Annotated in this window: 10 protein-coding genes; 8 read left to right on the forward strand and 2 right to left on the reverse strand. The window is 67.2% G+C overall.

The window, feature by feature from the left end; translation table 11 throughout:
- The first annotated feature begins 210 nt into the window (after positions 1-210).
- From AB0B64_RS47420 to AB0B64_RS47450, 7 genes are all read left to right on the forward strand, one after another.
- Positions 211-564, forward strand: coding sequence for a YraN family protein (locus AB0B64_RS47420; protein ID WP_357942951.1), 354 nt, complete (start codon positions 211-213; stop codon positions 562-564).
- 1 nt (position 565) lies between these two features.
- Positions 566-2,101: a YifB family Mg chelatase-like AAA ATPase gene (locus AB0B64_RS47425; RefSeq protein WP_357942953.1), complete on the forward strand. Its 1,536-nt coding sequence runs from the start codon at positions 566-568 to the stop codon at positions 2,099-2,101.
- Positions 2,102-2,177: 76 nt separating this feature from the next.
- A complete protein-coding gene (gene dprA / locus AB0B64_RS47430; protein ID WP_358191529.1) occupies positions 2,178-3,866 on the forward strand; it encodes a DNA-processing protein DprA in 1,689 nt (562 codons plus the stop codon).
- Positions 3,867-4,569: 703 nt separating this feature from the next.
- Positions 4,570-5,319 carry a sulfite exporter TauE/SafE family protein gene (locus AB0B64_RS47435; protein ID WP_357942957.1) on the forward strand — a complete coding sequence of 250 codons (750 nt, stop codon included), beginning with the start codon at positions 4,570-4,572 and terminating at the stop codon, positions 5,317-5,319.
- A 179-nt stretch (positions 5,320-5,498) separates the two neighbouring features.
- Complete coding sequence (locus AB0B64_RS47440; protein WP_358191537.1) at positions 5,499-7,061, forward strand: cellulase family glycosylhydrolase; 1,563 nt, start codon at positions 5,499-5,501, stop codon at positions 7,059-7,061.
- Positions 7,062-8,085: 1,024 nt separating this feature from the next.
- Positions 8,086-8,982: a tyrosine recombinase XerC gene (locus AB0B64_RS47445; RefSeq protein WP_358191544.1), complete on the forward strand. Its 897-nt coding sequence runs from the start codon at positions 8,086-8,088 to the stop codon at positions 8,980-8,982.
- Between the two features lie 276 nt (positions 8,983-9,258).
- On the forward strand, positions 9,259-9,468 hold the full coding sequence (locus tag AB0B64_RS47450; RefSeq protein WP_357942963.1) for a hypothetical protein: 210 nt from the start codon (positions 9,259-9,261) through the stop codon (positions 9,466-9,468).
- 1,655 nt (positions 9,469-11,123) lie between these two features.
- On the opposite strand, the gene AB0B64_RS47455 is transcribed toward AB0B64_RS47450, so the two are convergent.
- Entirely contained in the window at positions 11,124-12,533 is a 1,410-nt protein-coding gene (locus AB0B64_RS47455; protein ID WP_358191554.1) for a M23 family metallopeptidase, read from the reverse strand.
- On the opposite strand from AB0B64_RS47455, the gene AB0B64_RS47460 reads away from it, so the two are divergent.
- Positions 12,532-13,008 carry a GNAT family protein gene (locus AB0B64_RS47460; RefSeq protein WP_357942967.1) on the forward strand — a complete coding sequence of 159 codons (477 nt, stop codon included), beginning with the start codon at positions 12,532-12,534 and terminating at the stop codon, positions 13,006-13,008. The two genes, AB0B64_RS47455 and AB0B64_RS47460, sit on opposite strands and share 2 nt — an antisense overlap.
- A gap of 338 nt (positions 13,009-13,346) precedes the next feature.
- Here AB0B64_RS47460 and AB0B64_RS47465 read toward each other — a convergent pair whose 3' ends face one another.
- Positions 13,347-14,681 (reverse strand): MFS transporter, encoded by a 1,335-nt coding sequence (locus AB0B64_RS47465; protein ID WP_358191992.1) that lies wholly within the window; start codon positions 14,679-14,681, stop codon positions 13,347-13,349.
- Positions 14,682-14,746: the final 65 nt, after the last annotated feature.

The following is a 14,746-nucleotide window of genomic DNA, read 5'->3' on the forward strand; positions in this document are numbered from 1 at the left end:
CTTACGGCGAGGCCATCCGGAGCAGCCATTCGGCGAGGCCACCCGGAGCGGCAGCGCACCTCACCCGGCGCCTGGCGCGTTGCCAGATGCCCAACCCCGCCCCCGACTTATCCACAACCCCCGGACCCACAGCCCCCTCTGTCCACAGAACCTCGCTCGGCCCCAATCGCCCATCCCCGATCCGCGAAAGTCAGGGCCCGGAGGTGCCACATGGCCGCGAGGAACGACCTCGGCAAACACGGCGAGCAGCTCGCCGTCAACTACCTGGAAGCCGAGGGAATGACCATTATCGAACGCAACTGGCGTTGCCGCCACGGCGAGATCGACGTCATCGCCGAGGACGGCCCCAACCTGGTCGTGGTAGAGGTCAAGACCAGATCCAGCCGATCACACGGCACAGCCCTGGAGTCGGTACGACCGGCCAAACTGGCCAAGCTCCGCATGCTCGCCGCCAAATGGCTCATGACCCAGCCCCGCGCCTTCGACACGGTCAGAATCGACGTGATCGCCCTGGAGCGCTTCGCCGGTGACTACTCCCTCCAGCACGTACGGGGGGCGATCTGAGATGGCAGTCGCGAGGACCCGCAGCGTGGCCCTGGTCGGCGTCAAAGGCCGCAGCGTGGAAGTGGAAGCCGATGTGGGCAACGGCTTGGCGGGGATCCACCTCATCGGCCTGCCGGACATGGCACTCAGCGAGGCCAGAGAACGGGTCAGATCAGCGATGGTCAACAGCCATTTCCCCTGGCCAGACGCCCGCATCACAGTAAGCCTCTTCCCCGCAAGCCTTCCCAAGCGTGGCAGCCAGTTCGATCTCGCCATAGCCGTGGCCATACTGGGCGCCGCCGGGGTGGTCCCCGCCGACCGGGTCGCGGAGCCTTTCTTCCTCGGCGAACTCGGCCTCGACGGACGCCTGAGACCCGTGCGTGGCGTTCTCCCGTCGGTGCTGGGCGCTGCCGAGCACGGAGACGTCACGGTGGTCGTCCCCGCCGCGAACTCGGCGGAAGCGGCGCTGGTGCCCGATGTCAAGGTGGCGCCGTTCACCGACCTGCGCCAGCTGGTGGAGTGGCTACGACGGGGAGACGACCTGCCCGAGTGGCACATCCAAGACGTTCCAGAGCCGCCTCAGCCGACCATTCAGCCCGCCGTCGACCTGTCCGACGTGGCCGGCCAGCCGGTAGCCCGCCGAGCACTTGAGATATGCGCGGCGGGAGGCCACAACCTCTGGATGCTCGGCCCGCCCGGCACAGGCAAGACCTTGCTGGCCGAACGCCTCCCCACACTCCTCCCTGACCTGGAGCTGGACCACGCCCTTGAGGTGACGGCCATCCACTCGGTGGCAGGCGTACTCCCGGCCAGCAGCCCCATGCTGAGCAGACCGCCGTTCGTCAGCCCTCACCACACCGCCACGGCGGCGGCCATCATCGGCGGCGGCAGCACCGTCATACGCCCCGGCGCGGTCTCTCTCGCCCACCGGGGAGTCTTGTTCATGGATGAAGCCCCCGAATTTCCCCGCCATATCCTCGACTCCCTCCGCCAGCCCCTGGAGGCCGGTCGCGTGACGGTGTGCAGATCAGCGGGCTCCGTCACCTTCCCGGCCCGCTTCATGCTCGTTCTCGCCGCCAACCCCTGTCCTTGCGCTCAGCCCCAGGACCAGGGCGAAAGCTGCCAGTGCTCACCCACGATGAGACGCCGCTACCTGGCCAGACTGTCCGGCCCGCTTCTCGACCGCGTAGACATGAAGGTCACAGTCGCCCGTACGTCCAGACGCGAGCTCATGGCCGACCGCCAGTTCGTCGAACCGAGCAAGATCGTGGCCGAGCGCGTGCTGGCAGCCCGCCAACGAGCCGCCAAACGCCTGGCCGGCACCGCCTGGCGCACGAACGCCGAAATCCCGTCCGCCGCCCTCCACGCCGACTACCGCCCTTCAGACGCCGCCATGAAGTGCATGACGACCGCCCTCGACTCGGGCGCCCTCAGCGCGCGCGGCCTCGATCGCGTCCTACGAGTCGCGTGGACCCTTACGGACTTGGCCGGCAAACCCCGCCCCGAAGACACGGAAACGTCGACAGCCCTCGCCTTGTGGCTGGGGGTGAACACGTGACCCCTCAACCCGCCGCGCAGCCACCACCGAGGCCCGGCGCACCCGAAGCCCGCATTCCCACCCCTCAGGAGCGTCGATGACGAGAGCAGAAGTGGAGGCGAGGGCCGCGCTCATGCGCGTAGCCGACGCTGGAGACCCGACGATGGGTCGCCTCGTCGCCTGCTGCGGCGCCGAGGCAGCAATCGACGCGGTACGTACGGAGACCCTCCCGCCCGATTTCATCTCCCAGGAAACCCAAGACCACCACATCCCGGACCCCGGCCAACGCCGACTGGCGGACCCCAGCGGGCAGCACCTTCCGGACCTCGCCCAACACCGACTGGTGGACCCCAGCGGGCAGCACCTCCTGGACCCCACCCAACGCCGACGGGCGGACCTCAACGGGCAGCACATCTCGGACGCCCCCCAGCACCAATTGTCGGATCCCACCCGGCAGCACATGCCGGACCCGACTCAGCCACACATCCCGGACCCAATGTGGCAGCACATCGCAGCCGACCTCACCCAACGTCAGCTAAATGACCCAAGCCGACAACACGGAGACAATCCCACCCAGCGGCAGACCACAGACTCCGGGGGGCAATGCGGAACGACGACCATCCCCCAGCAACGGATCTCCGACTCCACTCAGCAGCACGTCACAGGCCCCGGCCAGCAACTCGGCACGGCCTTCACAGAGCGTCGCATAACAGAGCTCACCCAGCGACTACGCGCCTGGCGCGCCCGTCTGGAGTCCGCCGATCCCGCAGCCGACCTCGCCAACGGCGAACGAAGCGGCGCCAGATTCATCATCCCCGGCAGTCCAGAATGGCCTACTCAGCTGGACCAACTCGGACCGCGCCGCCCTCTCGGCCTGTGGCTCCACGGCTCGGCCGACCTGCGCTTCTCCTGCCTGCGATCGATCGCCGTCGTCGGCGCACGAGCTGCCACGGCGTATGGTGTGCACGTCGCGGCTCAGTTCGCCGTGGGATTCAGTGACTCCGGCTGGACCGTGGTCTCGGGCGGTGCGTTCGGGATCGACGGCGCGGCCCATCGCGGCAGCCTGGCCGCCGACTCTCCGACGGTCGTCGTCCTGGCCTGCGGCGTCGACGTCAGCTACCCGACCGGACATCACGAACTGTTCGCCGCCGCCCGCGACCAGGGCGTTGTGGTCAGCGAGTGCCCTCCCGGCGTACACCCCACCCGTGCGCGCTTCCTCATCAGAAACCGGTTGATCGCCGCCCTGTCACGAGGCACCGTCGTAGTGGAGGCGGCACTCCGCAGCGGCGCACTCAACACAGCCGGTCACGCTTTGTCACTGCAACGCCACCTGGCGGCTGTGCCAGGCCCGATCACCTCCACCATGTCGGCCGGCTGCCACCGCCTCCTTCGCGAACGCAAGGCCGTCTGTGTCACTTCGCCAGAGGAAGTGATCGAACTGGTCGGTTCGATAGGCGACGACCTAGCCCCCCAAACTCGCGGCCCGGTCGTCCCACGAGACACACTGAGCGAGACAACCAGCCGGGTCCTCGACGCCATCCCCACACGCGGCGCCGCAGGCCCCGCCTCCATCGCCGTAGCGGCCGGAGTCTCTCTGGACACGGCCCTGAGCGCACTGGGCGGCCTGGCCGCCGCAGGCTACATAGAACGAGTGGCCAAGGGCTGGCGCACCCGCAAAACGCCATCAAGGACGTACGTGAAGGCCGACGAAACAGCACCTCCTAGGCAGTACCCCTCAGACCTAACAGATGACGACGATCTCCCACCTTCACCCGACGATCCGTGAACTTCCGCGGGCAGTCCACACCCATGTGCCAGCGAGTCGCCCATGACCGTAGGCGATACTCCCCGGCGAAGGGGCGAAGGGGCGAAGGGGCGAAGGGGCGAAGGGGCGAAGGGGCGAAGGGGCGAAGGGGCGAAGGGGCGAAGGGGCGAAGGGGCGAAGGGGCGAAACGCCTACCGATCTGGCCCCTGGGCGACCACCCGTTGTCTTATTTCCCGTATAACCACGCCATTCACGACGGCTCCCGCCGCTTCGCCCGATCTACGAACGCAGCCTCCGATCCGACGTCGTTGCGGCGGCGGCGATTCCGGTGGGGCGGATCAACGGGCCGGTGCTGCTGGTGACCGGAGAGGACGACCAGGTCGGGTCGGCCAAGCGTTTCTCCCGTGAGCCCGAGGCGTGGCGTGGCGTGGCGGGCCGGTCTGCTGACCCAGATGCGGATCGAGGCGGGGGCGGGGGTCACCGGGTCTTGCTACCGGGGGATTAGCTGCCCGGCCGGGCGATCGTCCACGGCGGCGCACCGGAAGCGGACGCGCGCCGCCGCTCGGCGGCCGCGTGGCCTGGCGGCGTTCGGGGCGCTGGTCCTGTACGGCCCTGGGCCACGCATCCGGCAAGGTCGTGATCTCCCTCTGAAACCACGCCCGATCATTCCCATATATTGGACTGATTTGTCTTAGAAAGAGAGATGCGCTCTAGAGTTCCGAGCATGGCACCACTTGAGATGGTCGCGGTGCTGGCGGCCGGGATTGCGGGCGGAGCGATCAACACCGTCGTCGGCTCCGGGTCACTGATCACGTTTCCCACGCTGCTGGCCGTCGGCCTGCCGCCGATCACGGCGAACGTCTCCAACAACATCGGCCTGGTCCCCGGCGGCCTCACCGGTGTCATGGGCTACCGGGCCGAGCTGAAGGGCCAGCGGGAGCGGCTGCTCAGGCTGGCGCCGGCCTCCGTCATCGGCTCGCTGGCCGGCGGGCTGCTGCTGCTCACCCTGCCCGAGGGCAGCTTCAACGTGATCGTGAGCGTGCTGATCGCGCTGTCCTGCGCGCTGGTCATCACCCAGCCCAGGCTGAGCCGTCTGCTGTCCGCCCGGCCGGGGCACGCGCACGGCGGGCCGTGGCTGTGGCTGGGCACGCTCGCTGCCGGCGCGTACGGCGGCTATTTCGGCGCGGGCCAGGGCATCCTGCTCATCGGCCTGATGGGCATCATGCTGGACGAGGAGTTGCAGCGCATCAATGCGGCCAAGAACGTGCTCGCCCTGCTGGTCAACTTCACCGCCGCTGTCCTGTACATCCTGGTCGCGGACGTCGACTGGCAGGCCGTGCTGCTGGTGGCGCTGGGTTCGATGATCGGCGGCTTCTTCGGCGCACGCCTGGGCCGCAGGCTGCCCGCGCCGATCCTGCGCGGCGTGATCGTCTGCATCGGCGTCGTCGCGATCGCCAAGCTCCTGACGGCCTGATCAGCCGGAGGGTGGCTGCGGGCATGCACCGGTTGTTCCCCGCTCCAGAGCACTAGTCTGCCCAGTGAAACTTTCAAGCATTCTGCCTGGTCACAGCCATAGAACTCACGGTGCATTGACGAGCGTGAAGACGGCAGCCGAGCATGACGCCGCGTTCTCCCTCTCCGAAAGGCACCCCCATGCACTTGTCCAAGGCGATGACGGCCGCCCTGGCCACGCTGGTGGCCGGAGCGGCAGTCGCTGTCGCGGTGACCACGGCTGCCCCGGCAGGCGCAGCCGGCGGCACGGGCACCGGCTACCTGCACACCAGCGGCAACAAGATCGTTGACAGTACTGGCGCGACCGTGCGCCTGACCGGCCTCAACTGGTTCGGCATGGAGACCGACAACCGGACCTTCCACGGCCTGTGGTCGAGCACTCCCTGGAAGGGCCACCTCGACAAGATGGCCTCGCTGGGCTACAACACGATCCGCGTGCCGTACTCCAACGACGCGCTCAAGTCCGGCGCCACGGCCACCGGCATCAACGACTACGTCAACCCCGACCTGATCGGCCTGTCGCCGCTGCAGATCCTGGACAAGATCATCGCGTACGCGGGCGGCAAGGGCATGCGGATCATCCTCGATCGTCACCGCCCGACCGCCGCGGGCCAGTCCGCGCTCTGGTACGTCTCCGCCACGCCGGAGAGCACCTGGATCAACGACTGGAAGGCGCTGGCCCAGCACTACGCGAACAACCCCACCGTCATCGGCGCCGACCTGCACAACGAGCCGCACGCCGAGGGCACCAACCCCAACGCAACCGGCTCCTGCTGGGGCTGCGGCGACCAGGCCCGCGACTGGCGGCTGGCCGCCGAGCGTGCCGGCAACGCGGTTCTGTCGGTCAACCCCAACTGGCTGATCTTCGTGGAGGGCGTGAGCTGCCCGAGCGGCGGCCTGTCCAACGTGTGGGACGGCGATCCCAGCAACGACGAGGACTGCGGCTGGTGGGGCGGGAACCTGTCGAAGGCGGGCCAGTATCCGGTACGGCTCAACGTGGCCAACCGCCTGGTCTACTCGCCCCACGACTATGCGACCTCGGTCTACCACCAGACCTGGTTCGACGCCCCCGACTACCCCGCCAACCTGCCGGCCATCTGGGACAAGTACTGGGGCTACCTGTACAAGCAGAACATCGCGCCGATCATGATCGGCGAGTTCGGCACCACCTTGGCCGCGAACGTGGACAAGATCTGGCTGCAGGAGCTCCTGAAGTACACGGGTACCGGGGTGAACGGGATGTCGTTCACCTACTGGTCGTGGAACCCGAACTCCGGTGATACCGGGGGCATCCTCAACGACGACTGGACCACCGTCAACCAGGCCAAGCAGGCCATTCTCCAGCCGTACCTGATCCCGCCGACCGGCGGCACCGGGCAGCCCTCCGATACGCCCACGCCCAACCCTCCCGGGCAGTGCACGGTGACGTACCAGCAGACGAACTCCTGGCAGGGCGGCTTCCAGGGCGAGCTGACGGTGAAGAACACCGGCACCGGCACGATCAGCGACTGGACCGCCACCTGGACGTTCCCGTCGGGCGTGACGCTGGTCAACGGCTGGAACGCGGTCGTGACCCAGTCGGGCACGACGTGGACCGCCAAGGGCCCCGACTACGCCAAGAACCTCGCCCCCGGCGCGTCGGTCGCCGTCGGCTTCACCGCCAACGGCCCGGCCGTCCAGCCCACCAACGCCACCTGCTCCTGACCCTTCCTCCACGCCACCTGCTCCTGACCCTTCCCACCGTCCCGAACTCGCGCTCCTTCCCACCGTCACGGGCTCCCCGCTCCTCCCCACTGCCATGGGCGCTCGACTCTTCCCACCGTCAAAGGCTGCTGGCCTTACGACCGTCGCGAGTTCCTGACCCTCCCGCCGTCGCGGGCGGACGCGCTCCCGCCCGCGCCTCCGAACGAGCGCCCGCCTCGCGATCCGCGACCGAGCACCGCGGGGCGGGCGCTCGCCTTCCCTCTTCAAGGGGCGGCACCCCAACGGCCCTCCCCCAAGGACGGCGAATTCCAACGCATCCGAGGTCTCTGGCTGGGGCTGCCGGGCGGCCGGCGCAGATTGCACTGACAGCCGCTGGGGGAGCATGGGTTGCTCATCCCTTCACGGGGGAGGCGCTGCCGCGAGCAAGGGATCATCGAGGGTGGGCCCAGCGGGTGTGGGCGCGTGATCGCGATCTGAGCCGCCTCGGGCCAGGGCGGCGGGTCGTGTCTCACCCCAGTGGTGGATCAACGATCTTGTTGTGTGTTTCCTACATGGCGAACAACGAGCGCGCAGAAACTACACCGCTCTGCGGGACGTCATCTTCGACCGACGACCGAGTGCGGTGGACAGGTTTTGCCAGAGGTGGAAACGGTCGGTGACCCGGACCGCTTCTGGCGCGCCGGTGCGAGCGGGCGATCTCGGCTTTCAGCTTGGCTAGATCACTGATCTGCCGGTGGCGTCCCACTGAGTGGTGGATCCACGAACTCGCCGCATGGCTTGGTTTCTACCAGGGAGGATCGGTCCGAGCGACCGAGAAACCACGCCACTCCGCGGGGCGTCATCGATTCGCGACCAACGAGACACCGCCCCATCGGTCGGCTGCTGGTCGTGGACCAATGTGCAAAGGTGAAAGAAACGAGGCGACGGTAGGCCGATATACGGGTACAAGCCCGGCCGTGGGCTGTCGATCGCCTGGTGCGCGTGGCTCCGGCAGCGGTCGGCTTCTGTGGGAGGGGAGGCACTTATGACCGACGGGTGGCTGGGGGCGGATGAGGTGACAGCCGAATTCGGCAGGTACTTGCGATTTGAAAGAGACCTGTCCCCGCATACCGTGCGTGCTTATCTCTCCGACGTCACGGCCCTGTTCGAGCACCTGGACGGTCAGCTCCACGGTCTTGATATCAGTACGTTGCGCGAATGGCTGGCCGAGCAGCACGCTAACGGCAAGGCGAGGGCGACGCTGGCGCGCAGGACCGCCTGCGTACGTACCTTCACGGCCTACTGCCATCGCAGAGGCTGGTTGCCGGACGACCCCGGCCTGCTGTTGGGCAGTGCCAAGGCTCCCCGTCCGTTGCCTGCCGTACTCGATCTGGAGCAGGCTCAGGCCACCCTTGAAGTGCCGTCGGACGGAGAGCCCAAGGAATTGCGGGATCAGGCCATCCTGGAGCTGCTTTACGCCACAGGGGTGCGGGTGAGTGAGCTGTGCGCGCTGGACGTCGACGATGTCGATCGGGATCGGCACGTCATCAGGGTGCTCGGCAAGGGCCGTAAGGAACGGTCGGTGCCGTTCGGGTTGCCCGCGCTCCGTGCTCTGGACAGGTGGTGCGTCCACGGACGCCCCCGGTGGATCCGCGCCGGCTCGGGGGCGGCGGTGTTTCTTGGGGTACGAGGCGGGCGGATCGACGCGGGTACGGTGCGCCGGGTGGTGCACGCTCGCTTGCGTGAGGTCGAGGGAGCACCGGACATGGGCCCGCACGGGCTGCGACACACCGCGGCGACGCACCTGCTCGAAGGCGGCGCCGACCTGCGCAGCGTCCAGGAGCTTCTCGGACACGCATCGCTGCACACCACCCAGATCTACACGCATGTCTCGATCGAGCGCCTCCGCACGGCATACCGCCAGGCACACCCCAGGGCGTGACTGGACATCTGTTTCGGGCCCAGTGGGGGATTGGTTCGGGTCCTATCGCGGGAGCTTCGGCAAGACCGAGGTAGACACAGCTCAGGCCCCTCTCCGGGATCAAGGATGAGGGGCCTGAGTCGTTCCGGGAGCCAACGGGGGAGCCACTACCCAGCTTGGTCGCCGTTGCCGAAGACAGCATCCATGGTCTCAGCGCCATGGACGATGACCGGTCTGATCTGGTGTCGATAGACAGTTTGCGTGGTGGTGGGCGTCGAGTGCCCGACGAGATCGGCGATGCGTTCCACCGAGACGTCCCCATCGCTCAAGATCGAGACGAAAGAGTGGCGGAGCTCTCGTACCTTCAAGGCGGCCCAAGGAGCCGCACGCGCCGCCGTCACGGCGCACGCCACCACCTCCCGCTGCGCTCCCGGCGGCGACGCGCAGAACGCCGGACGGCTGGCGCGGACGAGTGGAAGGGGCCGCCAGGCGACAGTACAGACCTGACCACACAGGGGGCGCACTTCTCGGTTCACGTGGACGAGCCAGCCAGCGCACGCGTGCGCGGTCACGGGGCCGGCCTCACTGCATGCCTCCGGCGGGGGCGCTCCGGCTCCGGGATGTCGATCGCACGCACGTGCGGGTTGTGGGGTGGCTGGTGGGGTCCATCCCGCCTGCCATCGACCCAGGCAAGCCCAGCAGACCGCCTCCTCCGCCGCAAGCCCGGCTGTAACCGTTGGCGGCCAATGAACGTGGAAGCTGCCCACGCTGAGGGACACGTCAAGCCGGGCTTGCACCTCCGTCGCCGGTCCGCTGCCGGTCCGCTGCCGCTCCGCGGTGGGTCAACGGCAGGATGGACAGAAGAATGTGTGGTCGGCTCGGCTCCTCAGCTGATATTTCGGCCTGGGGATTAGTTTGCGTCGCGTAGATGCTGTTCCCATGCATCTATAAGATCCAGTCGGCGTCCAGGTGCACTTTCCCAGCCACACCTACAAGCCACCCGAGTTTCTCCGTTGGAATCAGTCCACCGAGTCGCATCGCTCTCATCGTGCTCGAAATATGCACGCGCCTTGCGCAGGTGCTTTTGCCAAGCGTCTGCGGGCTCTCCCCAGTATGCCTTCTTTCGCCAGCCGCAAGAGCACCCAACGGTTGGAGATGACATGCTGTCGTCACCCAATATAAATTCGTGATCCAGCCAAGGCATGCAGCCCCCCTTCATCTCCGCACTAATACCCGTTAAGTCGCGCAGCTTGTATTGATTTCTGAATTTTTGACTTTTCGTAAGTCTCTGGGAGGGGGCATTTTGCGGACGGTTTAGACCCGCCGGCTGAAAGGTAGCCTGCTCGTTGCGAGCGCTCCTCGCGTGAGTGACTGTCATCGCGCTGCTGCGCCCTCGACAGCACAGTGGTTCAACTGCTGGCAGGACTCTATGCCCTGGCCGTCGGACACGCCCAAGCTGGAGAGGCGTGATTGGCTGAGAGCCCGAAGGGAGCCAGAATGGGAGCCACACAGCGTGAACGGGCGCGAACAGGTCTGGGCTCGATTGACCGGCCTAACCACGCACCTGAACTCGCGTGGACTCATCAAAACCCTGAACTCCTGGTTCGAGTCCAATAGCGGACTGAGTTCCGGGTTCAGCGGGGGCTTGGTTCCCTGGTTCGAGAGAGGGAGATGGTGTCCCGCCCAGTGGCGGAACAACGATCTCGTTGTGCCTTTCCTACGTGGGCGAACAGGGCCGAGGGGGTGAGAAACTTCACCGCGTTGCGGGACGTCAGCTCGAGAGGGCTGGGTTTCGGGTCCTGCGGGATTCGGGTTTCCAGTCCAGCGGGGTTGTTGCTGGGGCTGGGTCCGGCCGGGGGACGAAATTGTGGGGTTCGGCGGGGTGGACCTAGTGCGCGCTGGCGTATGACCGACTTCGCTCGGTGAGATTTGGCGGGTTCGTCGGACCGACTGGCCGCATGACCGTGTCAGCTGGGGTCCCGTGTGGCAAGGCCTGGATGACGTCCCGCGGAGCGGTGTCGCTTCTCGGCTCCTCGGCTCCTCGGCCCTGTGAGTCCCCGGTAGAAGTCCTATAGCGAGATCGTGGATCCACCACTCAGTGGGACGCTGCCTCACAGAGGCTGGCAGCAGCCATCAGCCATCAGGCAGGCGGGCGCCCTGGGTTATCGCTTGATGGGCCTGGCTCTGCGTCGGCGCTTTCGTGGGGGTCGATTTCGCTGCTGTTTGCGGTGTTGACCTCGTGTGGTGCGCGGGTGCTGCGTGCGCGTACTTCGATGGCGGCGGATCAGGGTCATCAGCAGTAATGCGCTGAACAGCGTGCCCACGCTGATGATTGAGATGGCGGGTGTCGAGGCGGAACGTGCCGCGAAGCGGAAGGCGGGATTGGCGTCGGGAGGCCAGGAGGGTTCGTTCGAAACGGTGGGGCCGGGCGCAGGGGTGCGACCTGGCTGAGGTGGCGATGTCAGCGGTCGGGTAGTTGCCGTTGTTGCCGTAGAGGGAGTCATGTCGGCGGATGCCGGGTGGAGGTGTTCGGTGCTTGAGGGTGGTGGCTGCGTCCAGAGGGCGGCGGTGTCCAGGGCGTCCAGGTTCCAGTAAGGAGGGAGGAGGCGGATGTGGGCTTGTCCGAGGAGGAGCAAGGGGTCCAGGTAGTGGGAGCCGCGCAGGAGGCCCCAGTGAAGACAGGATTCTCGGCAGTGGCCAGTTGGCCGTTCGATGACTCCCAGGCGGGTGCCGGGCGTTACGCGCTGGTGCCGGCGTACTGATGCGTTGACCGGCAGATACGTCGTGCGTAGGCCGTCCGTGTGCTCGATGGTGACCACACCCCGGCCCGCGAGGGGGCCGGCGAAGCGGACGATGCCTGGGCCTGCGGCTACGACAGGGGTGCTGGGTGGGGCGCCGAGGTCGATGCCCCGGTGGCCCGACAGCCATGGCTCGGGTGGGGGTGCGAACTGGCGGAGGACTCTGGGGTGTCCGCTCAGTGGCCATCGCCAGGTGGGGCGGTCGGCAGCGGCGGCGGGGCTTGCGAGTGCCAAGGAGATCAGGGGGATGGCTAGGGCGAGGAGGGCGGCCAGAAGCGTCATCGGGTATGACGGCGCTCCTCGCTGAAGGTGCTTTGTTGGCGGGGGATGGGTTGACCTGCCGCTGTCGGAGGGGCGTGGGCGGATTGTGGGGGTTTCGTGGTTGAAGGGGTGGTGGTGAGTTGTGGGCTTTTGGTGGGCGAAGAGGTGCGTGGGTTTGAGGCCGAAGAGGCGTGGAGCTGTGGGGCCGAAGAGGTGCGGGGATTCGGGGCTGGAGTGGCTGTTGGGAGTGTCAGGGCGGGAGTGAAGCGGATGGTTGCGATGCCGTGATGGAGGGGTGGGGTGGAAGTGATGCGGTGATTGAGGGGCGGAGTTGGAAGAGGTAAGAGGTGGCGGACAGCAGGGGGTGGGATGGATGGGCATGCGGTGAGTTTGCGGGAAAGGTGGGGGCGGTCGGAGGGGCGAACGTAATTCTGTGGAAAAGGAGGGTGCGGGTCGGTAAGCCTGTGGATTACTGCTGCCATCGTGGCGCGGGCGGGGTTGGGGAGGCGGCATGGTTGAGCTGCGTGGGTCCCGGGTGATACTGCGGGACGTCGTACGGGATGACGAGGCGCGGCTGCGGGAGATCGCGGGGACGCCGGAGGTGGCCAAGTGGTGGGGGCCGGTCGATGAGTTCGACGACATGCTCGCCATTACGGTCGGCGGCGAGGTGATCGGGGCCATCCAGTACGAGGAGGTCGAGGATCCGATGTATCGCAGTTCGGGGATCGACATCTTCCTCGGACCGCGGTGGCACGGACGCGGGTTCGGGCAGGAAGCCGTTCGTACGTTGGCGCGATGGTTGATCGAGGAGCGGGGGCATCACCGGCTGACCATCGATCCTGCGGCGCACAACACGGTGGCCATCAATGCCTACGAGCGGGTGGGGTTCAAGCGGGTGGGGATTATGCGGGCCTATGAGCGGAATCCGGTGACTGGAGAGTTTCACGATGGGTTGCTTATGGACCTACTGGCGGACGAGTTGATCTAGCCAAACGAGGGGCCGCGTCTGGCTGGGTGAAGGATTGTGTTTGAGGGCCTGTGCTCGAAGGGTTGGTGGCTGAGGCCGGGGTGTAGTTGCCTGAGCCGTATGTCACGGATGGCGACGCTGGATGCTCCACGCTGCGGTGTTCGCAGAGCTGGGCCGTCAGGTTGATGTTCGGTCGCCACGGTGCGTCGGATAGACGGTGTCGGTCGCCATGGTGTGTGGTGCGGACGGTGAATGTCGGTCGCCGTGGTGCGGACGGTGGACGTCGGTCGCCATGGTGCGTCGGTTCGATGGGGAACGTCAGTGGGTGGCGGTGAACGAGGCGTTCTCGTCTGGAAGGGTCAGGACTTCGAGGGCTCTGGTGAGGGCTGGGCCGATGCCGGGTCAGTGGGGTCCGTGAAGCGACGGCGGCGGCCAGGGCGCAGGGGAGAGGCCCAGATCCAGATCGTACTGAGTGCGATGCCGACCGCTGAGACGAGAATGACGGGACGCAGGCCTGCGAACTCGGCCAGCGTGCCACCCGCGAGGCCGCCCAGAGCCATGACGCCCTGTACGGCGAACGTCATGGTGGCATTGACGCGGCCACGGAGTTCGGGGGCGGTTTCGCGCAGGACGATCGCGCCCATGCAGGTCGCGAACGCAACTACGACGCCACCTGTGACGACGCCGGTGAGCGTGAGCAGAGCCAGCTTCCACCAGAGGGGTCCGCTGAGCAGCCCCACTGCCAGTATTTCGATCGGGAAGAAGAGTACGGAGGCGAGGAGCACGCGGTTCTCGCCGTAGCGTTTGGCGGCGCGGGTGGTGATCCAGGCGCCGATGAGCCCGCCGACGCCGCCGAGGGCGATGAGGGCGCCGATGAGGCCCCTGGGGATGCCGAGGGTGTTCACCATGTACAGCATGTAGACGGCCGTGTAGGCCAGGGCGAAGAAGTTGATGGTGACGCCCGCGCCGAGGAGGGCACGGAGTACGGGATGGGTGGCGCTGACGCGGAGCCCTTCGGTCACGTCTCGCCACATGCCTCGGGAGGGGGCCGGCTCGTTCTTCTCCGGGGTACGGATCGAGCGCAGCAGCAGTGCCGAGGCCAGGAACGACAGCGCCTCCGTGAACACCGCCAGCGGGGCCGTCAGCAGTTGTACGAGGAGCCCGGCCAGGCCGGGGCCGCCGACGGAAGCCACTGAGTAGGAGGCGTGGAAGCCGGCCATGGCCTCCGTTCGCTGTTCGGGGGAGACGATCGCGGCCACGTGCGGGAAGTTCGCGGCCCTGAAGAGCACGCCCGCTGAGCCGATGACCAGGGCGACGACGATGAGCCAGAAGGCGTTGAGCACGCCCAGGAGCCAGGCCACAGGGACCGTCAGTGCGGCGGCGCAGGAGACGAGTTCGCAGGCGATCATGAGGGGGCGGTGGCGCGAGAGGCGGTCGGCGATCGCGCCCGACTGGAGGCCGAGGAGCAGGGCGGGGAGTGAGGCCGCCCCAGTGAGCAGGCCCATTTCCATGGGGGAGGCGGCGAGCAGGGTGACCGCGGTCAGCGGCACGGCCAGCTTGGACACCTCGGAGCCGGTTATGGAGATGGTGCGAGCGGTCCAGAGCAGTCGATAGTCGCGCTGTTTGAGGAGCGGGGTGAGGTCTGGCGCCGGTGGGGCGTCCCCAGGTGAGGCCGGCGCGCCTCCGGGTGCGATCGGATCGCGAGTTGGCGCCGATTTGTGAAGGGAATGCTTCATAACTATGAAAGTAACCCTTCAGG

Source organism: Nonomuraea sp. NPDC049129, from assembly GCF_040648495.1.
Classification (GTDB): domain Bacteria; phylum Actinomycetota; class Actinomycetes; order Streptosporangiales; family Streptosporangiaceae; genus Nonomuraea.